Here is a 21,288-nt window from a genome sequence, read left to right on the forward strand (position 1 = left end):
TTTCTTTTTTGTGTCGCCAAGGCTCAAAACGTCGTGGAGCGTTGCGAAGTGGACATGAGATACAGTTCGTGCGGATCGAGAATAAGCACCACCGAGCCGTCTCCCATGATGGTCGCGCCGGAAATGCCGCGCATGTCGAACTCCGAGAGATAGGCCCCCAGGGGCTTGATGACGATCTCCTGACGTTCGAGCAGCCGGTCCACGATCACTCCCAGGCGGCGGTCGTTGTCATGCAGAATGACCACGGCGGCCACCTCGCGCTGATCGGCCTCGGGGTCGGGGTCGAGCCCCAGCACCTCGCGCATTTCCACCACGCCCAGCACTTCGCCGCGCAGGGTGACGGCCTTGCGCTTGTTGATCTCGGTCATGCGGGCCATTTCGATCTTGGTGGTTTCGGAAACCGCGTCGAGCGGAATGGCGTACGTCTCGTTGCCCACCATGACCATGAGGGCGTCGATGATGGCCAGGGTGAGCGGCAGGGTCATGGTGAACTTGGAGCCCTTGCCCACTTCGCTCACCACGTTCACCATCCCCTTGAGATTTTTGATATTGGTGCGCACCACGTCCATGCCCACGCCTCGACCCGAAATGTCGGTGATTTTTTCCGCCGAGGAAAAACCGGGCATGAAGATGAGTTCGAGGGAGTCGCGGTCATCCAAATTTTTGGCCTCGTCGGGTCCGATGAGGCCCTTGCGCACGGCCACCTCGCGCATAACGGCAGGATCGATGCCCTTGCCGTCGTCCTCCACCTCGATGGCCACGGAGTTGCCCCGGTGGTAGGCGCGCAGCCACACGTGCCCCATGGCGCTCTTGCCGGCGGCCAGGCGCACGTCTTCAGGCTCCAGGCCGTGGTCCACGCTGTTTCGGATCAGGTGAACCAGCGGATCGCCGATGACTTCCACCACGCTCTTGTCGAGTTCCGTTTCCTCGCCTTCCATGAGCAGTTCCACTTCCTTCCCCGACTTGCGCGACAGGTCGCGCACCAGGCGGGGAAAGCGGGAAAACACCGACGATACGGGCACCATGCGCACCTTCATGATGGTGTCTTGCAGATCGTCGGACAGCCGGGCCATGGCGTAGGTGGTTTCGGTGAGCTGCTGGGCGATGGCCTGCACATCGAGCTTGCCTTCCTCAAGGGAGCGAGCCAGCAGGGAGTACCGGTTGCGGTTGATGATGAGCTCACCGATCAAGTTCATGAGGTGGTCGAGCTTTTCGTGGTCCACCCGAATGGTGGAGCTGACCTTGGTTCCCCCGGCGGCCTGGTTCGGGGCGGCTTCGGGCTTGGCGGGCGTCGCGGCGGGCTTGGCGGCCGGCTTCGCGGTGGGCTTCGCGGCGGGCTTGGCGGGCTGGCGCGGCGGTGTCGGAGCGGGCTTGGCGGCGGGCGCGGCCGACGTCTCCGGGCCGGGCGCGGCCTTGGCGACCGGCTCCCCCTTGGGGGCGGAGGGGACCGCCGAGGTCGGTTCGGGCTCGACCGGCGGCGGCGCAACGGTCTTCGCCGCCTCCTGGGCCTGGGAGCTTTCCGCCTTAGGGCCGTCCGCTTGGGGCGCGTGCGCGTCATGGCCGTGATCCGGCTCCATGGGGGCGGCGCTGAGCACCACATCCGGCGTGGGCGGGGCGGCCGGCTCCTCCGGGGCCGGAGCGATTTCGTCGGCTGGCTTGCCCGTTATCTCGGTCAGGACCTTGCGCAGCATGTCTTCGAGAATGGCGCACTCCTGCTTCAGGATATCGAGCATGAGTTCGAACGAAATGCCGGATTTGCGTCCCTGGTCCACCAGGCCGGCCGTGCGTTCGGCATAGACCTTGAGGTCGGAAAACCCCATGTAGCCGGCCGAATTGCGGATAGTGTCCAGCGTGCGGAACAGACCGTCGATATAGTCCTTGTTCGTGCCGTCCTTGGCCAATTCGGCCAGGGCGATGTGCATCTTTTCCAACTGCTGCTGGACGGTCTGCTCGAAAATTTCCACATCTTCAGGATCGAGTCCGTCGGACGGCTCGTTTTCGTCGGCCTGGGGCGCCGGTTCGGCATGGGGGTCCGGCGTGGCGCCGGAAGCGCCGCCACCCAGGTCCACCTCTCCGGTTTCCGAGGCTTTTTTGAGCTTTTCCACCAGAAAGGCGATATCCACCGGGATGGCTTCGTTGTGCTTGGGATCGATGCGCGTAAGCAGCGATTCAATGAGGTCCACCGCGGCCAACAGCAGGTCGATCATGGGGCGCGAGGCCTTGAGCTCGCCTTTGCGTACCCGGTTGAGCAGGGTTTCGGCCTCGTGGGTCAGGGCGTTGAGCTCCTTGTGGCCGATGATGCCGGAATTTCCCTTGATATTGTGAAAATACCGGAAGATGTCGTTGACCAGCTCCCCTCCGGCCTCGGGATCCTTTTCCAGCTCGAGCAGGGAAACGTTCAAATTTTCGATAATCTCGCGGGCTTCTTCGAGAAAGTCGTTGAGATGGCCTTCCCCGATGGCCTGCAGGGGGTATGCGGGTCCCGACTCGTGGAGTTCGGGCATCATGAAGCCGCGAACCTCCGCCGGAGAGGCGGCCTGGCCCGTTTCGTTCCGACCGCCGGATTCCGCAACGCCCTGGGAGCGGCCGGCTTGGTCGGCTCCGGATTGGTCCGCCATGATGTCGTCCTCACTGGACGACGCCGCCTGCCCCTGGGGGCCAGACGCGTCGACCTGCTCCGGGCTGGCCGGGGTTGCGGGCTGGCCGAAGGGCTCTCCGGCCAGAATGGCCTCGATACGGGCGATGATGTAGCTGGTGTCGACTTGGCCTTCGCTTCCCGTGGTTTCGAGGTTGTCGATCATGGTCCGCAGGGCGTCCGTGGAAGCCAGAATCACGTCCATGATCTCGGGCGTCACCGCGATCTTGCCCTTGCGCAGCTCGTCGAGGATGTTTTCGGACTTGTGGGCCAACCCGTTGATGCTGTTGAGCGCCAAAAAGCCCGATGCCCCCTTGAGCGAATGCATGGGACGAAAAATCTCGTTCAAAAGCCCTAAATTCGCCGGATTTCTCTCCAATTCGAGAAGATTCGGCTCAATCGTCTCCAGATGCTCTTTGGCTTCGACAATAAAGTCGGCAAAGAGTTCCGGATCCATGAAATCCTGGCTCATGCGCACCCCTTGGGAACTAAAGGCATAATTCGGCCATCAACCAAGCAGCATTTTGATGTTCTTCACCATCTTCTCGGGCTGCGCCGGCTTGACCATGTAGAGGTTGGCCCCGATGGAAAGGCCCGCCTGAATGTCTTTTTCCTGGCCTTCGGTGGAAAGCACCACGATGGGAATGTCGCGATACGCTTCCTGTTCTCTGACGCTCTTGATGAACGTGAAGCCATCCATCCGGGGCATGTTGATGTCTGAGACGATGAGATCGACCTTGTCCGATGAATAGAGTTTTTCCAACCCGTCAAGGCCGTCCTCGGCTGTGACGACCTTGAAGCCTTCCTTCTTCATGATGAACGCCACGAGGTTGCGGACCGTCTTGGAGTCATCCACGATGAGAATCGTCTTGGACATGCGTCCCCCTTAACTCTTAAGCACCTTTTTGAACAGAAGGCTTACCGACAGAATTTTGATCAACCTGTCCTCGTCCTTGAGAAGGCCCAACAGAAACTCGGGGTATACCCCCACTCTGGACTCCACGGACCATTCGATATCGCGTCGGGAGGCCTTGTGCAGAGTGTTTATGGTGCGAACTTGAAGCCCTATCTGAAAATCGTCCATCCGGCACACGACCAGAAAACCGGCCATGTCGCCTTCGGCCAATCCCACGCCCAACAGCGCGGCCAAATCCACCAGGGGAGTCACGTGCCCGCGCAGGTTGACCACGCCGGCCAGAAAGTCGGGGGCTCCCGGCAACTCGGTCACCGGCAGGGCCCGCAGCACCTCCTGCACCATCATGATGGGCACGGCGAACACCTGGTCGCCCACGTTGAAGCTGACCAGGCGCAACTCCTCGGCGGCCATGAGTTCGGTTTCCAGTTGGACGCCGACGGCCGTTTGCGCCGGCGTCTCGGCCACCACCAACACCTGCTCGGGCTTGCTTTCCACAAGCAGGGTCTGGCGGGCCGCCGGGGTTTCGAGCCAGCCCGAACCCACGTATTTTTCGAGAAAAGCCCGCTCCGAGGAAGACAGCCGTTCAGACCCGGAGGAGGCCTCCGGGGGAGCGATGGCTTTTTCGAAGTATTGTTCCATACTGTTCATAACGCCAGAATTTCCTTGGCCAAAAGCATGTATTGCCTGGCTCCGCGGCTGTCCGGAGCCACGTCGTAGATCACCTTGCCCAGACCGCTCGCCTCGCGGAACTGGGTGTCCAAACCAATAACCGTCTCGAACATGCGCTCGCCGAGCTTTGTCCGCAGCAACTTGAGCACCCGTCTGCACGCTCCGGCCCGACGGTCGTACATGGTGGCCAGGGCCTTGTAGGGCACGGGCCGGGAAAGCGCCTTGTTGAGCAGTCGCAACGTGTCGAAAATAAGGCGCAAGCCATGCAAGGCCAGAAAATCCGTCTGGATGGGAATGACCAGCAGGTCCGCGGCCACCAGCGCGTTCACCAGCAGCACCCCCATGTTGGGCGGACAATCCAGCACGACGAAATCGTAGCCCTCACCGCCCTGCGCGAGCAGGGTGCGCAAGACCACGCCCTTGTTGTCCCGACCTTTGAACTCCAGATCGAGCTCGCTCAATCGAACATGGCTCGGACAGACATCCAATCCGCTCGCCCCGGACAAGACCGCCTCGCGCCACAGGGCGGAGTCGTACTCCCCGGCCAGCAGCAGGTCGTAGGCGCTTTTTCGCACCCGTTCCGGGTACAGCCCCAGATGGACGCTGGCGCAACCGTGCGGGTCCAGATCCATGACCAGGACCCGGTGTCCCAGCCTGGTCAGGGCCGCGCCCAGAGACAAAGCGGTGGTGGTCTTGCCCACACCGCCCTTCTGGTTGGCTACGGCTAGAACCGAGGCGCGCTTCGCCAGCATCGTTCGTCACCCGCTTCATTCGGATGGTCCTGAAAAATGTTTAGCCTTCCTTGAGGTATACAATAGCCCCAGGATGGTGCTTCGGCTTGAAGGCCCGGGAAATGTTGTGCAGCGACTCCGAATGCCCGATGAGCAGGTATCCTCCCGGCAAAAGATTGTCGTAAAACGCCCCGATGACGTTCTTTTTCATGTCGTCGTCAAAGTAGATGATCACGTTGCGACAAAACACGATTTGCGATCGCTCGACCCGCTTGAGCTGCAACTTGTCGCTCAGGTTGATTTGGCCGAAGGTCACCAGCCGCTTCACTTCGGGCTTGACCTTGAACTTCCCGTCTTCGCTGGCGAAATAGCGGGTCACGATTTCCTTGGGGGTGGTGCGCAGGGAGTAGTCGCTGTACACGCCCCGTCTGGCCGAAGCCAACACCGCCTCGGAAAGGTCGTTGGCCGTTATCTTGATGTCCCAGCTGGAAATTTCTCCCCGAAGCACCTCATGCAGGATGATGGCCAGCGTATAGGGTTCCTCCCCGGTGGAGCACCCCGCCGACCAGATGCGCAGCTTCTTCATGCCGGCCTTGCGCTGGCGATCCAGCACTTCCTTGAGCACAAAGTTCTGAAACACCTGCAGTTGGGGAGGATTTCTGTAGAAGCTGGTCTCGTTGGTGGTCACCACCTCGAAAAGGCGGTTGAGCTCCTGTTTGCGCCCGGCATCGTATTGCAGAAAGGAGTGATATTCGGCGAAACTCTTGAGGTTGAGTTCCTTGATGCGATTCGCCAACCTGTTTTCCAGAAGGTACTTCCGGTTGTCTGCAATGTAAATTCCACTATGCTGGTAGATGAAATCCCGCAATTGCACGAACTCGGAATCTGAAACCTTCAGTTCCTTCCGCAGGGAAATCGTCTTGGAAAAAAGCGAGGACATCTACAGATCCTCATTTTGTTCGTTTTGAATCTTGGCTATGGCCTCTTCCGCCGCGCCCGTCAGTTCGAGGTCGTCGCCGTTGAGAATATCCAACAGGGCGCGGAAGGCCGTTTTCCCTCCGATCTCGCCCAGGGTTTCGATGACCTTGATGGCCAGAAGCTTGCTCGGATTTTCGAGCATGCTGATGAGCTTGGGCACGGCCTCGGAAGCCATGCGCATGCCCAGGGCCTCCATGGCCCGGATGCGCACCCAGTCGTCGGGGTCGTCCAGGGCCTGGATAAGGTACTCCGTTCCCAGGGAGAGCGAGCAGCGTCCAATCTGCTCCACCACGGCCAGACGCACCTCGCGCGATTCGTCGGTCATGCGCGAAGCCAGGAGCGCCAGGCCGTCCTCGCTGGTGGAGCACAAGCCGGCCACGGCCTCCAGGGCGATCTTGCGGATGTCCGGCACCTCGTCCTCGAGTGCGGCCTTGATCGCTTCGAGATACTTGGTCGCGTCGATCTTGCCCAGGGCGTAGATGGCCATGAGCCGGGACATGGGGTCCTCGCTGCCGGCCATGTCGAGAAAGCGCGCGGCCATGTCGTCCCCGTCGATGCAGACACAGGCTTCGAGAGCGGCTTCCTTCACGTCGTCGTAGGGGTGTTCCAGCATGGCGAACACCGCATCGGCGGCCCGGGGTTCGCGCATCTTCCGACCCAGGAAATTCATGGCCGTCTTGACCACCGTGCCGTCCTTGTGGCGGGCCAGCACGTCGAGAAAGAAGTCCACGGCTTCGGCGTCGGCCACCTCAAGCAGGGCCTCGGCAATAAGTCGCTGCACGTCGCGGTCGCGTTTCCAGAAGGCGTTCATGAACAGTTCCGAAACGTCGGGACCGCCCACCCGCGACAGGGCGCTCACCGCGATCATGGCCCGGCTCTGGTCCCCTTCGACCAGGGCCTCGGCCAGGGCCTGGCTTTTGCCCATGGTGGCCAACGACTGCACGGCCAGGTCGAGGCGGTCCTGGTCGCGGTCGTGGTCAAAGGTGGACGCCAGGTCGAGAACCGCCCGGGACGCCTTTTCGCCGCCGATGAAGGCCAAGCCGTGGATGACGGCGTCCTGAATTTCGGTGTCCTCGTCGGTGATGGCCGCCAGCAGGTATTCGCCAAAGTTGGCCCGCTCGCTCGCCGACAGAAGCGACAGGGACTTGGCCCCCAGAATTTTCACCACCGCCTTGCAGATCTTGTTGCGCAACGCGGCGGGCGAGGTCTCCAGATGCCGGATGAGCATGGTCACGGCCTTGAGGTTGCCGATCTCGCCCAGGGCGTCCACGATCATGGAGGCCACCAGGTCGGTGGATTTGCCAAGCGCCCCCACCAGCGCGCTGACCGAGGATTCGTCACGGATCTTGGCCAGGGCTTCGATCACCGCGAACTGTACCCACTCCTCGTCGGCCAGGGCCTTGTTCAGGCACTTGGCGGCCTCGTGCTTGCCCAGTTCGCCCAGGCTCACCGCGGCCTGGTAGCGCACGTTGACTTCCGGATCCTTGAGCAGGGCGTCGCACAGGCACGAAACCGAAGCAGGATTGTCGGCCGAACCGATGATGTCCGAGGCGAAGATGCGCAGATCGACATCGTCGTCATGCATCAGCTTGGCCAGGCTGGGAAAGTCCTGCCCGCCCACCTCGCGCAACACGTCCATGGCGATGTTTCGGGCGGGCGGATCGTCATTGCGAAGCAGAGGGATGACCGCCTGGACGACCTTTGGTCCTCCAATCTGCCGCAAAGCCCGGTCAGCCGCTTCTTGCACGCCCAAGTTGGCGCTTTGCACCAGGGTGATGAGTTGCGGAACGGCTTCTTCGACACCGCTCTCCCCGGCCGCGAAGGCGGCTTCGCGTTGCGCCTCGACATCGTCTGAGCCCAGTTGTTTCAACAGCTCGGCATGATCGGCCATAGGGTCGCTCCCGCTCGTCTACTATTTGTACACATTGGCCATGATGGCCTGGGCCATGTCGTCGATGTCGACGATCTCGTCGGCCAGGCCGGCGTCCACGATGGCTTTGGGCATGCCATACACCACGCACGAGGAGTCGGATTGGGCCAGCGCGCGCCCGCCCTTCTGCTTCAGCACCTTGACTCCTTCCATGCCGTCGTTGCCCATGCCCGTCAAAATGACTCCCAACGCCCTGCGTCCCACTCCTTCGGCCACGGAGGTCACCAGCACATTGGCCGAAGGTTTATACAGGGCCTCCCGGGGTTCGTCGGCGACTTCGATTTCTATCTTGCTGGTACGATTGTGTATCTTGAGATGTCGCCCGCCAGGTGCAATGAATACCATACCCGGAAGGAGTTTGTCGCCTGTTTGCGCCTCTTTTACCGTCAATTGGCACACGCCGTCCAAACGTTTGGCGAAAGGACCGGTGAAGGCGGCCGGCATGTGCTGGGCGATGACGATGCCCGCCGGGAAGTCCGCAGGCAGGGAGGACAGCACCTTCTGCACGGCCGGCGGACCGCCCGTGGACACGCCGATGGCCACCACGTCGCGCGCGACGGCCCCGCTCGGCCGGACGAACTCGCGTTTGGACGCCTGGGCGCCCGCTCCGGCGGAGGGCGCCGTCGACGCATGCAGCTTGGAGGCGAGCGCCGGCGAGGTCCGGGCCAGCGACAAGGGCCGGATGCGCCGCTTGGCGATCTGTTTCACCTTGGCCCGCAGGTCGTCTTCAATCTTGACGATATCGAGGCTGACCTTGGAAAGTTGCTTGGGAATGAAATCCACCGCGCCAAGCTCCATGGCCTTGAGCGTGGCTTCGGCCCCTTCCACGGTGAGGGAGCTGACCATGAGCACGGGCTTGGGCATTTCCATCATGATATGACGCAGGGCGGTCAGCCCATCCATGCGCGGCATCTCGATGTCGAGGGTGATGACGTCGGGGTTGAGCTTTCGTATGAGGTCAAGGCCTTCCTGCCCGTCACGCCCCACGCCCACGACTTTGATGTCCGGGTCTTTTTCCAGCATGGTGCTGAGCGCCTTGCGCATGAACGCCGAATCATCGACAATGACTACGCTTATCACGAAAACCTCGCCTTGGGGTCTCCGGCGGCTGGCTCGGGAAGGAAGGCGACCGGCCGGACAACACCTTTTTTCTATCACATACCGAAATTAAAATTCTAGGGAAAACACGGTTCCTTGACAATATGCAATTCCAGCTTGCAAATTCTCTCCGTATCGACTAGGTAGGCTCTCTTCGCAACGGGATGTAGCTCAGCTTGGCTAGAGCGCTGCGTTCGGGACGCAGAGGCCGGAGGTTCGAATCCTCTCATCCCGACCAAAAGTTCAGGATCCCGCGGTGGTTGCCGCGGGATCCTTTTCTTTTCCGCCTGCGAACCGGCGCCTCGGGGCTAACAGCCTGTTGGAAATCCTTGCTGGCTGCGTTGCTGCGAAAAGCCCAAACCCTCAACGGATGCCAACTCCCCTTTGGGCTTGACTTTTTTACGCGCCTTGCCAGCAAATTTTTGGAACAGGCTGCAAAAATCGACTTTTTGGGCGGGCTGCTACCCTCAGTCCGCACTCAACGTGTAGGTGTTGCCCGCCTTGAAGGTTCCCTTGATCTTTTTCTGCCCCACCCAGATAGCGCACAATTCGGTTTGGCTGCGCAGATCGACCGTGGCGCGGCCCTTGCCGTCCGTGAGCACGCTGGACTTGACCTCGCCCGTGAACATGCCGCAGCTCACCCCCATGACCCGGACGCCGAACAGGGGCGTTCCATCCTTCACCACCGTAACATACAGATAGTAGTTCTTCTGGGGCGGCTCGGGGGGACGCAACTTCGCCGGCTCCTTCGACTGGCCGCTCCCGGAACCCGAGGCTTCCCGCGCGGGCGGAGCCGACTGGCCCGAGGAGCCCCCGGAAGCGGCGGATTCACGCATGGCCTCGCCCACGGGCCGCCAGAATTCGCGGACCTGCTCCTGTTTGCGCACGGATTTGTCCGTGTTGTTCCTGTGCGCCTCGCGCACTTCGTTCCGGTCGATCAGATCGTCGCCCTTCTTGACGACCTTGCCCGACCCCTTGGACGCGTTGAGCGAGTCGAAATCGTACTGGGCCCGGGCCGAAACCGCGCCCAAAGCCAGTACGGCGATCACCAGCAGCGCAATGCGAATGCGATTCATGATAACGGCCTCCGCTCCACACGGTTACAGGACGGGAGACACGTCGACGATTTCCGCTTCGAACCGGACGTCTCCGGTGGCCTGGCACCGGGTCGTCCCGCCCATGAGCCCCACGTCCGTGTAGGACAGGGGGATGTCGCTTATGGTCACCGTGCCGCTGTCGGACAGGGCGCCCGGCCGGATACGCAATGTCACGGTATTGGAGCGGGTGGCCGTGTCCTCGTAGTCGCGGTTGCCCAGCACGTTGCTGCGCAGCACGCAGGAACGCTCCACCGAGCAGGAAACCTTCACCTTGACGTTGAGGGCGTTGTACTTGATGGGCATCACGGACTGGCTCTTCACCCGAACGCCCACATTGACCACCATGCTCTGGGTCGTCTGGAAGGCCTTCACCTTGAAGAGGCCGGCCGAGCCTTCATAGCTCTCCTTCTGGCCCTTGCTCGGCGAGATGCTGAGGTCGAAGATTCTGGTCTTGTCCTGCACAATGTTGAGGGCCGCCACTTCCAGCCGGGCCTTTTCCTCCCTGGTGCTCGCGGCCTGGGCCATGGCGTTGAAATCGGATTTCGCGCCGGAAAGCAAGTACGCGCTGTGGAGACGTTCGAATCCCCCCAGGGCGCGCAATTTCTCCAAAACCGGGCCCTTTTCGTACTGGGGATAGTGTTCGTAGAACTCCTTGATCCCTTCCGGCCGGGACTCGGCGAGACGCATGGCGTCCTCGCGAAGCTTGCGGGTCAGCAGCCTGTCCACGGCCTGGCCGATCATATTGATGCGGTCGCGCTCCACCACATGGTGCGAATAGGCCACGTCCGCGTGGCGCTTGCCCTTCTTGCCCGTCGAGGACAACACCGTCAGGGGCAACAGGGCCGTGCCCAGCACCGAGCCGACCGGATTGTTGATTTCGGCCCCGAAATACACGGACACCATGTCCGTTCCGGTCAGCTTGCCGCAGTTCAGGCAGTGATACGAGCCGTCCCTCTTGATGAGCAGGTAGTCGATCATGACGCCCTTGTCCTTGAAGGCCTGGGCGTTTTGTCTGTACACCTCCACCAGCTCGTTCTGCTTGGGAAACGACTGCTGCATCACGTCCACGATCTTCAACTCGCTGGATTTGAGGTCGAAGCTGAACTTCACCAGGACGTCTTTTTTCGATTTGAGCGACGCCTGGTACACTCCGGTTTGCTCGCCCTGCGTCTGCTGGCTCACCCCGGCGCGCATGGCGGCCTTGTCCACGGATTTCGCGCATCCTCCAAACACCAAGGCCGCCGCCACGAGAAACAGGCACGCGAGAGGCAAACGTGGTTTCAGCCGGCTCCGAGGGGATTCCCCCTGACTTTCCGCAATGGCCCGATGCGACGAAAACGCCATGACCGCCTCTCCTTGGCTAAGGGTCGAATTGGATTCCATAGGCTCGCAACGCCGATCTCAAGAAACGGACATGCGCACGCGCGTCCGGCGACCTGGCCCCGACTCGCCGGAGGCGCGCAGTCGCCGGGCGCAAGTCCGCGTCCTCGGATGCGAAAACGGCCGATCCTGATGGGGCCAAGTGAAAGTCACGCGCCTTGCGACGAATCCATGAAACGACCAGATGTGCGACGGCGAGTCGGACGGCGGCATCAAGATGTGCGTCAGCACCACTGCCGGTTTCATACCAAAACCATTACAAATCGGCAACAAATGAAATGGAAACACAGACTTGCGACATATTCCTTTGTCTAAGGCGCACCCATTTTCCAGGCGGGGCCATCGGATATGTCCATCGCCCGCTCCGGGCCTCAGCGCGAGTAGCCGCAGCGGTAGAAGCGCTCCCAGGCTTTCCCGTCCTTGTGGATCTCGATGCGCTTCGGAGCTTCGACGCCCTCGCGGAACATTCTGTCCGACAGGTTGTGGCTCACATACGCCGTCGCCCCCCGGACCTCGCCGGACAGACGGGCGTCGGCAAGCGTCAGGTACGTCGCGTCGTAGGGAATCTGACGCCACCAGACGACGCCCCGGCCCGAGAGCTCCGCGATGTACAGGTTCGGTTCCAGGTTCCGGGAAACGGTCACGCCCGAATCCGACACGGACGAAAATGCAAAGGTCTGGTCCGTGCGTCCCAGGTGCCAGACCACGGTGAAGCGGGCCACGTCGCCGCAGTGAAGCGCGACCGCGTGGCCGTCGAACTGAACGCGGGCGTCCGCGTCCCCGGCGAAAACCACGATCGAACAGATCCGTCCCCCAAGAAGGGTGGACACCAACAACAGGCACAACGCTCCCCAAAAGGCCCTGGACAAGGTCAACCATCGCCAACGCAAAAAAACCGTCGGACGAAACGCGAAAAGCGAGATCAGCGCCAATACCGCCGTCATGCCGAGCAGCATGGGCAGACTCAAGAGGTTGGGGCCGGCGGGAAACAACACGCCCAGGCAACTGGTATATTCTTTCATGGTGTCCGATGAAGGCCGCATCCGCCGCGACCGGGGCGCACGTTGCAAAGCGAGGCGCGGTACGCGACCGGAAACGCGACTCGCACGCGGGCGACCCGCCGCGAGCATGGCGATTTTATGTTGTCAGGACATGGTGCGGGCGGAGGGCGGCGCCCCCCCGCGCACGCATGGCGCTTTTACGTCCTCCCTACCAGGATTATTTTTCGACGCCACATCAACAATCAGCATATATACCTTTGCGGCATTCCTCTCGGGAATTTCAGTCGCCCGCCATATTCCTCCACGTAATTATCCACGAGGGCAAAAAGCCCGTAAAACACACCCCGAACGATCAACATAGTGATTCCATGAATACCTGCCACCCTATCAATTTCATTTCCAAGGGCATTCCGAGACGCGTACACGTTAGCGGTTGATATATTTGAAAACTTCCTGAAAATGTCGACTACTGGCTGTACAGCTTTCATAGGCTGTGCTAGTTTGAATGAAGGAATGGTTTTCCTTGATCTTCTCACCTAGGAGCCGTTCCGGCGATTTGCTTCCGTGTGGACGCTCCTCTTTTCGGCTCCTCTCTGAGCCCTTGCGAGAGGCAGAGGCCGCGCATCACGAAATCTTAACCAAAGTGAACCTCGGGAACCTTAATGGACATGTTTTAAGGAAATCATAACAACGACTTTGTCGATCCAGCTAAGCCGTAGAAGACTGCGCAGTCGCAAAAGATATATTCGTCAATACATATTATAACAACGCTATATATTTCGTTTTTTTGACGAACATTTTCCGCGAACGGAACCACGCGCGCCCAGTCACGGCGAATCGAAGGCAGGCATGAAGAAACGCTCGATTCTGGTTATTGACGATTCGAGGTCCACGCGGGAATTTCTGGTCGAAACGCTTTCCGAGGCGGGGTATCATGTTCTTGCGGTCAGGAATGGAGACGAAGGACTCAAGTCGATCAAGCATTGGGAATGCGACATTGTCCTGTGCGACATGCAGATGCCCGTGATCGACGGTCCAGCGCTTCGCAGAAAACTGCTTTCCCACCCGCGTTTTTCCACCATCCCCTTCGTGGCCATGAGCGCCAACGACACGGTCGAGAACTTCGAAGCCATGCGTCAGCTCAAGGCTGCGGCGTTTCTCACCAAGCCCTTCAAATCCGAGACTCTTTTTATTCTGTTGGACCGAATCCTGAGCGATTCCGATCTGATCGAACGCACCCGCAACGACTTGGCCCGCCTGGAAAAAAAGATGCTGCTCGACAGCATCATGAGCCTGGCCCACGCCCTGGAGGCCAGGGACGGCTACACTCGCAGCCACTCGGACAGCGTGGCCAAAACGGCCGTCAAAATCGGCCAGGCCATGGATTTCGACCGGCACAGCCTCAAACAACTGCTCATCGCCGGCAGGCTGCACGACATCGGCAAGATCGGCATCCGCGACGCCATCCTCCAGAAACCGGGCGCCCTCACCGACGAGGAGTACGAAATCATCAAGACCCACCCCGCCGTGGGGGCGAAAATTCTCAAGCCCATTCCCAGCCTGGGCGACGTGGCCGAAGTGATCCACTCCCACCACGAACGGTTCGACGGGAAAGGATATCCGCGCGGCCTCAAGGGCGCGGCCATCCACGTCAACGCCCGGATTCTCGCCATAGCCGACGCCTTCGAGGCCCTCACCAGCGATCGGCCCTACCGGCGGGGTTTTTCACGCGACCAAGCCCTGGACATCATGCGACGTGAGCGCGGCAGTCAATTCTGCCCGGAATGTCTGGACGCTTTTTTCAACGCCGTCGCGAAATCCTCCGCGACGCCCCCCCCTGAGCCAGAGGAGGCGGACCGCGTGGACACCGATGTGTCGGCGGACCACCAAGCCGCAACAGTCAACCAGGAGGGGGGCCTGGCTTAACACATCCCCCAACGGACCGGTCCTGTCGGCAGGTGAAAAACCGTCAACTCAAAATTTTAGGGAGTCCCGCACCATGAAAATATCGCTCAAGCTCGTTCTGAGTTTCGCCATGACCACAGTGCTCATTTTGATCGTGGGCGTGTTCAGCCTCTACAAAATGTCCGACATGAGCAAAAACATAAACGGTCTGACCAACAATTGGCTGCCCAGCATCCGCGAGCTTGGAGCCGTAAGCCGGGATTTCGCCGCCATGCGTCGGGCGCAAACCGCCGCGCTCATCGCGAAGACGGATGAAGAAAAGATCCAAGCCAAAAAGAACGTCCAGAAAACGGTGGACCGCCTGTTGGAGGCGCAGAAGCGCTATCAGGCTTTGATCTCCCTCGACGAGGAGCGCAAGGCCTACGACGATATGCTCAAGAACGAAAAGGACTACTTCACCCTCATCGACACGATGAACGACTTCAACAAGCAGGGACGCACCGACGAAGGACACAGATTGGCCACGGTGGACCTGCCCAAGATCGCCGGCGCCATGCAGGAGGCCATGAACCGTTGCATCGAGGCCAACAACAAGGGCGCGGCCGATGAAGGCTCCAGAGGACAGGCGGCCTACGAGCAGGCGCGACTCATTTCGCTTGTTGTTTTGGCGGTGGCGGTCGTGATCGGCATTTTGCTGAGCATCCTCATTCCCCGTTCCATCGTCAACCCGCTCAACAAGAGCGTGGCCTTCGCCAACCAGTTGGCCGTGGGCGACCTGACCGGCAAGCTCGACATCAACACCACCGACGAACTGGGCGTGCTGGCCGATTCCCTGCGCAACGTGGCCAAGGCGGAAAAAGACGTGGCCTCCCTGGCCGAACAACTGGCCAAGGGCGACCTGCGGGCCGACGTCAGCCCCCGTTCGGAACAGGACGTGCTGCTCAAGTCGCTTTCCGCCATGATCTCAGGCATCGGCGAGATCGTGCAGGAAATCCAGGAAGGCGCGGAAAACGTGGCCGCGGGCAGCGAAGAACTTTCCAGCACGGCCCAGGCCATTTCCCAGGGCTCCACCGAGCAGGCGGCCGCCGTGGAGGAGTCCTCCTCGTCCATGGAGGAAATGGCCTCGTCCATCGTGCAGAACGCGGACAACGCCAAGCAGACCGAAGCCATCGCCTTCCAGTCTTCCCAGGCCGCCCAGGAGTCGGGCCAGGCCGTGGCCCGCACCGTGGAGGCCATGAGCAATATCGCGGGCAAGATCTCCATTATTGAGGAAATCGCCCGCCAGACCGATCTGCTGGCCCTGAACGCCGCCATCGAGGCCGCGCGCGCGGGCGAGCACGGCAAGGGATTCGCCGTGGTCGCCTCGGAAGTGCGCAGGCTGGCCGAACGCAGCCAGGCGGCGGCCGGAGAAATCAACCAGATGAGCGGCGAAAGCATGGCCGTGGCCCAAAAGGCCGGAGACCTGCTCGAAAAGCTCGTGCCCGACATCCAGAAGACCGCCCAGCTCGTGCAGGAAATCGCCGCGGCCAGCGCCGAACAGAGCAGCGGCGCCAACCAGGTGAACAAGGCCCTGCAGCAGCTCGACCAGGTCGTGCAGCAAAACGCCTCGGCCGCCGAAGAGCTGGCCTCCACCGCCGAAGAGCTTTCCACCCAGGCCGAGCAGTTGCAAAGCGTCATCACGTTCTTCAAGCTCAAGGATATGGGCCAGCTCGGCCGGTCCCACGGCGCCAAGCCGCGCTCCCTCGCCGCCAAGACCAAGGCCAAGCCCGAACCGCAGCGCAAGGCGCAGCAGGCCCCGTTGCGGCTCGAACTGGGACCGGAATCGGACATGGACGACCGCATGTCCGAATTCGAAAAGTTCTAGGCGACACTTCGAGGAGACCGCACATGACCGATGAAGCGAACGGCAAGACCCTGACCAGCCTGAGTTTTGTGCTGGACAAGGAACTCTTTGCCCTGGATATAAACAACGTCCGGGAAATACTGGACTTTACGGAAATAACCCGCATTCCTCAAACCCCGGAATACATGCGCGGCGTGGTGAACCTGCGCGGTAACGCCATTCCGGTTGTGGACCTGCGCCTCAAGTTCGGCATGGGCCGCACGGAACAGACCATCTATTCGCGCATCATCATTCTGGAAGTGCCCCTGGAGGACGAAGTGGTGGTGGTCGGCGTGATGGCCGACGCCGTGAAGGAAGTGTTCGAAATGGAGCGCGACCAGATAAAACCGCCGCCGAAAATGGGGGCTGCGGTCAGGGCCGACCTGCTCAAGGGCATCGGACGCCACAGGAAACAGTTCATCATGCTGCTCGACGTGAACAAGGTCTTTTCCGACGAGGACCTGTGCGCGGCGACTCAGCTCGTCTCGGACGTCCCGGTCGAACGCGAGGACCCGGCTTCGACGCCGGAAGCCGACGTCAACGAACCCCAGCCGGGAGAACGGCCATGATCCTCAGGCTCAGCGCCTCCTGCACCGTGGAGGACGCCGAGCAATTACGCCAGTCCCTGCTGGAGGCCCTGGCCCGCGACGCGGAAACCACGCTGGATTTCCACGACGTTCGCGAAGTGGACATGTCGTTTTTTCAGGTGCTCGTTTCGGCCCAGCGCAGCTTCGCCCGGGCGGGCAAACCCCTGACCTTCACCGCGACCCTGGACCCAAACGTGGCGAAAAAGGCCCGACAGGCCGGAATCGTCGCCCTGGCCGCCTTGGAGGAACAGGATCAAGCCCTTGAAAACTCCGGCGAAGACGACGAATGCCTGGCGGACGAGGAGGATGAACGTCAGATCGAGGTGGCGTTATGAGCGACGATCCGGGAAAATTGACTTTTTTCGACGAAGCCCGCGAGTTGCTCGGCGAAATAGAAGAATCGCTGCTCGAACTGGAAGTCTCGCCTGAAGACTGCGACCAGGTGGCCAGGCTTTTTCGGGCCATGCACACGCTCAAGGGGTCGGGCTCCATGTTCGGCTTCGACGAAATAGCCCGGTTCACCCACGAGGTTGAAACCGTCTACGACATGGTGCGTGCCGGAACGGTGCCCCTGAAGCTGGAACTCCTGGGCCTGACCTTCGAGGCCAAGGACCACATCGAGCGCCTGCTTACCGCCACGGACACAACGCCCCTGAAGTCTCGGTCCGACCTGTTGATGGCCCGGTTCCGCCGGTTCTCCGGACTCGGCACACAGGAGACTTCCGCCGACGCGCAACCGGCCGCCTCCCGGCAGCAGGCCTCCGCGGGCCCCCGGCAGACCTTCTGGGTGCGCTATCGGCCATCGGCGACCTCGTTTCATTCCGGCATAAACCCCCTGGGCCTGCTCGAAGAACTCTCGTCCCTGGGCCTCTCCTGGATCAAGTTCCGCGACGACGAAATTCCGCCCCTGGAATCTTTGGAGGCGGAACACGCCTACGGATTCTGGGACGTGTTGCTCGTCACCGACAAGGGCGAGGACGCCCTGCGCGACGTGTTCATCTTCGTGGACGACGACGGCGGCGTCTCCATCCACAAGATCTCGGACCTGTCCATGCGCGACGCCGACTCCCAGGACCTTTTGGCCCTGGCCGAAAGCCGCAGCCATCTGCCTTCCGGCCAGGTGGCCGGAGAACTGGCCGACCTCATGGCCTCGCGCACGGCCTTCCGCGGCACGGGCGTGAGCGCCCCAAGCGACCGCCGCGACAGCCAGGCCCAGGACAAGGCCGTGGCCGCGCCGCATTCGAGCAGCATTCGCGTGGATTCGACCCGACTCGACAGCCTGGTCAACCTGGTGGGCGAGCTGGTCATCGTGCAGTCGCGCCTCACCCAGGCCGCGCGCAACGGAAACCTTCAAGCCGTCCGGGGCATTGCCGAAGAACTGCAACGCCTGACATCGGAAATGCGCGACCACACGTTGGGCATACGCATGGTGCCCATCGGCTCGCTCCATTCCACCCTGCGCCGTCTGGTGCGCGATCTGGCGTCCTCGTTGAACAAGGACATACGGTTCGTCACCCACGGCGCGGAAACCGAACTGGACAAGAACGTCATCGACCGTCTGAAAGACCCCCTGGTGCATATTCTGCGCAACAGCGCCGACCACGGCATCGAGTTTCCCCAGGAACGCCTGCGCGCCGGCAAGCCTGAAAAGGGGACCGTCACCCTGACCGCCGGACACGACAGCGGCAGCGTGCTCATCACCATACAAGACGACGGCCAAGGCATAGACCCGCAACGCATTCGGCAAAAAGCCGTGGAAAACGGTCTCATCGAGCCCGAAGCCGAACTCAGCCAGGAACAGATCTACGATCTGCTCTTCCAGCCCGGATTTTCCACGGCCAAAACCGTGAGCAACATCTCCGGCCGCGGCGTGGGCATGGATGTGGTACGCAAGAACATCGAAGCCCTGCGCGGAGCCATCTCCATCGAAAGCACGCCGGGGAGGGGAACGTCTCTCAACATTCGCCTGCCCCTGACCCTGGCCATCATCGACGGGCTCATGTTCCGGGTGGGGCGCGAGCTTTTCATCATCCCCCTGCCCCTGGTGCTGGCCTGTCAGGAAAGGCCCGGCGTCTGGCCCCAGAAAAAGGTGGACGTGGTGGAAATGCGCGGCGATCTCATTCCCTGCCTGAGCCTGCGCAAGCTTCTGAACATTCCGGGCAAGCCCCCGGCATACGAGCGCATTATCATCGCCGGAGTGGAAGGCGCGCTGGTGGGACTGGCCGTGGACTCCGTGGTGGGACAACAACAGGCGGTCATCAAGAGCCTGTCCCGCCTGTACCATAACGTGCGCTGGGTCTCGGGAACGACCATCAACGGCGACGGCGGCGTCTCCCTCATACTGGACGTGCCTCAGCTCGTGCGCTTCGCCCAGGAACAGAGCGAAGTCTCCAAGCTGGCTCTGCCCGCCGAAACCGGCGCCCAAACGTGACGATTTGAAACTGGACGCGAAACCGAAAACGAAGCCCATATCCGGACTTCGCACGCGGCTTCGCGCAAAAGAGACGAACCGGGGCCCGGCAAGGGCCCCGCGTTCGGTGCGCGTCAAGACCATCCATGGTCCGCGAGCAGCGATGAAAGAAGGTTCCCGGTGAGCGCGCCACGTCAACTCGCCCTCAAGGGCCTTTCCACCCTGCCCAGCCTGGGCATGGCGGAATTCAAGAAACTGAGCGAACTGCTTTACGACCGTGTGGGCATCAAACTGCCCGACATGAAGCGGTCGCTTGTGGAATCGCGGACCCACAAAAGATTGCGGGCCCTTTCCCTGAACAGCTTCATCGCCTACTGCGACTACCTCTTCAGCGAAGAGGGGCTGCGAAACGAGCTCTGGCAGCTCATCGACGCCATCACCACCAACACGACGCACTTCTTCCGCGAACGCCAGCATTTCGACATTCTCCAGCAACTGGTCGTGCCCCAGTGGTTGCGCAAACGGCCTGCGAACAAACCGTTCCGGGTGTGGAGCGCGGGATGTTCCACCGGAGAGGAGCCCTACTCCCTGGGCATGGTGTTGAGCGAATGCGCCGAACGCTACGACGCATTCGACTTCTCCATCCTGGCCACGGACATCTCCACCCGGGTGCTCGACCACGCCAGACGCGGCGTCTATCCGGAAACGGCCATCCATGCCGTGTCGACGGCCTTCAAACGGAAATACTTTCTGCGCGGCAAAGGCTCCCAGAAGGGGAACGTGTGCGTGTCAGACGCGCTGCGCAGTGCCGTCCACTTTGAAAGATTGAATTTCATGAACGATTTCAAGCTGAAAAAACCGCGTGACGTCATCTTTTGCCGCAATGTCATCATCTATTTCGACCGTGAGACGCAACGAAGCCTTCTCAGCAAATTCTGCGACAACCTGACCCCGAGCGGCTATCTCTTCATAGGCCACTCCGAAAACGTCTCCGGCATGGGCCTGCCGCTCAGACAACTGGCCCCGGCCACCTACCAGCGAATTTGACCCGGGCGCGACCCGTCGAACCGCCAGACGGGGACGCGGACCTCTCCCCGGCGCGTTAGGACGCGCACCGCCGAAACGTCTCCCCAGACAGCGCGCTCCCGGCTTGCTTTCATCGGCCCGGGCACGTACCGTTTCCAGACCCGCCGGCATGGAAGCGATCGCCCGAAACCGAGGGCCTCGCCGCCTCCCGGGCCGCCGCGCGGGCAAGGAGGAAGCGCTGCGGCGCGCACCCAACGTGTCTTTCCCTGGAACGCTCTTCGCCGTGGGCGACATTCACGGCCAGGCCGACAAGCTGGAAGGCCTGCTCGGCCGGCTGGCCGGCCTTGATCCCGACGCGTCCTTCCTGTTTCTGGGCGACTACATCGACCGGGGCGCGCACACGCGCCAGGTGGTGGAAAGACTGCTCCAACTGCGCCGGGCCAAGCCCGACACCGTGTTTCTCATGGGCAACCACGAGGCCGCCCTCCTGCGCTACGATGTCACCCGCTCGCCCGAGGACCTGCGCATGATGCGCCGGGTCGGATTCCAGGCGACCCTGGACAGCTACGCCTGCCAACCCGGAACCACGGGGCTGGATTTCATGCCCGAAGAGCACCGGGAGTTCTTCCGGGGACTTGAGCGTTGGCGCTCAAGAGGCCCCTACGTGTTCTTCCACGCCCCCCTGCCCCTGGACGCGGACCCCGAACGGGCCAATCCCGCCGAACTGGACCGGCTGTTGTGCAACCGGTTCGTCGACGCCAAAACCTGGGCCAAGAGCGGGCGCACCCTGGTGTTTGGCCATGTGCCCATGGAAACCCCTCTGGTCGCGCCGGGCCTGGTGGGCGTGGACACCGGCGCGGGGGCCAGGCGCGTACTCACCGCTGTGGAATTGCCCGCCCTGCGCTTTCACCACGCATAGCAGACCGCCCAAAAAGGCGATTCGTGCAGCCTGTTCAAAAAGCTCGCCGGCAAGGCACGAAAAAAAGTCAATCCCAAAGCGACGTTCGCATCCGTTGAGGGTTTGCGTTTTTGGAGCAACGCAG

At 61.5% G+C, this 21,288-nt stretch carries 17 protein-coding genes and 1 tRNA gene; 8 read left to right on the plus strand and 10 right to left on the minus strand.

Annotation, left to right across the window (positions count from 1 at the left end; all coding sequences use genetic code 11):
- Positions 1–23: 23 nt before the first annotated feature.
- Genes ACYQ01_RS16590 through ACYQ01_RS16620 form a run of 7 tightly spaced genes read right to left on the minus strand, consistent with a single transcriptional unit; the run spans position 24 to position 8,939 of the window.
- On the minus strand, positions 24–3,107 hold the full coding sequence (locus tag ACYQ01_RS16590; RefSeq protein ID WP_459934931.1) for an Hpt domain-containing protein: 3,084 nt from the start codon (positions 3,105–3,107) through the stop codon (positions 24–26).
- Positions 3,108–3,143: 36 nt separating this feature from the next.
- The gene (locus ACYQ01_RS16595; protein ID WP_459934932.1) at positions 3,144–3,512 is read right to left on the minus strand and encodes a response regulator; all 369 of its coding nucleotides are present in this window, start codon (positions 3,510–3,512) and stop codon (positions 3,144–3,146) included.
- Between the two features lie 9 nt (positions 3,513–3,521).
- Positions 3,522–4,199 carry a chemotaxis protein CheW gene (locus tag ACYQ01_RS16600; protein ID WP_459934933.1) on the minus strand — a complete coding sequence of 226 codons (678 nt, stop codon included), beginning with the start codon at positions 4,197–4,199 and terminating at the stop codon, positions 3,522–3,524.
- Positions 4,196–4,972 (minus strand): ParA family protein, encoded by a 777-nt coding sequence (locus ACYQ01_RS16605; RefSeq protein ID WP_459934934.1) that lies wholly within the window; start codon positions 4,970–4,972, stop codon positions 4,196–4,198. The genes ACYQ01_RS16600 and ACYQ01_RS16605 overlap by 4 nt, the downstream gene beginning before the upstream one ends.
- 40 nt (positions 4,973–5,012) lie before the next feature.
- Positions 5,013–5,891 carry a CheR family methyltransferase gene (locus ACYQ01_RS16610; protein WP_459934935.1) on the minus strand — a complete coding sequence of 293 codons (879 nt, stop codon included), beginning with the start codon at positions 5,889–5,891 and terminating at the stop codon, positions 5,013–5,015.
- Positions 5,892–7,820 carry a HEAT repeat domain-containing protein gene (locus ACYQ01_RS16615; RefSeq protein WP_459934936.1) on the minus strand — a complete coding sequence of 643 codons (1,929 nt, stop codon included), beginning with the start codon at positions 7,818–7,820 and terminating at the stop codon, positions 5,892–5,894.
- 21 nt (positions 7,821–7,841) lie between these two features.
- Positions 7,842–8,939 (minus strand): protein-glutamate methylesterase/protein-glutamine glutaminase, encoded by a 1,098-nt coding sequence (locus ACYQ01_RS16620; protein ID WP_459934937.1) that lies wholly within the window; start codon positions 8,937–8,939, stop codon positions 7,842–7,844.
- A gap of 178 nt (positions 8,940–9,117) precedes the next feature.
- On the opposite strand from ACYQ01_RS16620, the gene ACYQ01_RS16625 reads away from it, so the two are divergent.
- Positions 9,118–9,195: transfer RNA gene (locus tag ACYQ01_RS16625), tRNA-Pro, on the plus strand.
- Between the two features lie 229 nt (positions 9,196–9,424).
- On the opposite strand, the gene ACYQ01_RS16630 is transcribed toward ACYQ01_RS16625, so the two are convergent.
- From ACYQ01_RS16630 to ACYQ01_RS16640, 3 genes are all read right to left on the minus strand, one after another.
- Positions 9,425–10,033 (minus strand): hypothetical protein, encoded by a 609-nt coding sequence (locus ACYQ01_RS16630; RefSeq protein WP_459934938.1) that lies wholly within the window; start codon positions 10,031–10,033, stop codon positions 9,425–9,427.
- 24 nt (positions 10,034–10,057) lie between these two features.
- Positions 10,058–11,326, minus strand: coding sequence for a hypothetical protein (locus ACYQ01_RS16635; protein WP_459934939.1), 1,269 nt, complete (start codon positions 11,324–11,326; stop codon positions 10,058–10,060).
- A 479-nt stretch (positions 11,327–11,805) separates the two neighbouring features.
- A complete protein-coding gene (locus ACYQ01_RS16640; RefSeq protein ID WP_459934940.1) occupies positions 11,806–12,456 on the minus strand; it encodes a hypothetical protein in 651 nt (216 codons plus the stop codon).
- 828 nt (positions 12,457–13,284) lie between these two features.
- Here ACYQ01_RS16640 and ACYQ01_RS16645 point away from each other — a divergent pair.
- The 7 genes from ACYQ01_RS16645 to ACYQ01_RS16675 all read left to right on the plus strand — a co-directional run bounded on the left by ACYQ01_RS16645 (position 13,285) and on the right by ACYQ01_RS16675 (position 21,164).
- Positions 13,285–14,361, plus strand: coding sequence for an HD domain-containing phosphohydrolase (locus tag ACYQ01_RS16645; RefSeq protein WP_459934941.1), 1,077 nt, complete (start codon positions 13,285–13,287; stop codon positions 14,359–14,361).
- Positions 14,362–14,434: 73 nt separating this feature from the next.
- The gene (locus ACYQ01_RS16650) at positions 14,435–16,204 is read left to right on the plus strand and encodes a methyl-accepting chemotaxis protein (RefSeq protein ID WP_459934942.1); all 1,770 of its coding nucleotides are present in this window, start codon (positions 14,435–14,437) and stop codon (positions 16,202–16,204) included.
- Positions 16,205–16,227: 23 nt separating this feature from the next.
- A complete protein-coding gene (locus ACYQ01_RS16655; protein WP_459934943.1) occupies positions 16,228–16,791 on the plus strand; it encodes a chemotaxis protein CheW in 564 nt (187 codons plus the stop codon).
- The gene (locus ACYQ01_RS16660) at positions 16,788–17,144 is read left to right on the plus strand and encodes an STAS domain-containing protein (protein ID WP_459934944.1); all 357 of its coding nucleotides are present in this window, start codon (positions 16,788–16,790) and stop codon (positions 17,142–17,144) included. The genes ACYQ01_RS16655 and ACYQ01_RS16660 overlap by 4 nt, the downstream gene beginning before the upstream one ends.
- Positions 17,141–19,240, plus strand: a complete 2,100-nt coding sequence (locus ACYQ01_RS16665; RefSeq protein ID WP_459934945.1) for a chemotaxis protein CheA — start codon at positions 17,141–17,143, stop codon at positions 19,238–19,240. The genes ACYQ01_RS16660 and ACYQ01_RS16665 overlap by 4 nt, the downstream gene beginning before the upstream one ends.
- A 159-nt stretch (positions 19,241–19,399) precedes the next feature.
- Complete coding sequence (locus tag ACYQ01_RS16670; protein ID WP_459934946.1) at positions 19,400–20,266, plus strand: CheR family methyltransferase; 867 nt, start codon at positions 19,400–19,402, stop codon at positions 20,264–20,266.
- A gap of 235 nt (positions 20,267–20,501) precedes the next feature.
- On the plus strand, positions 20,502–21,164 hold the full coding sequence (locus ACYQ01_RS16675; protein WP_459934947.1) for a metallophosphoesterase: 663 nt from the start codon (positions 20,502–20,504) through the stop codon (positions 21,162–21,164).
- Positions 21,165–21,288 lie beyond the last annotated feature (124 nt).

It is taken from the genome of Fundidesulfovibrio butyratiphilus, from assembly GCF_054657235.1.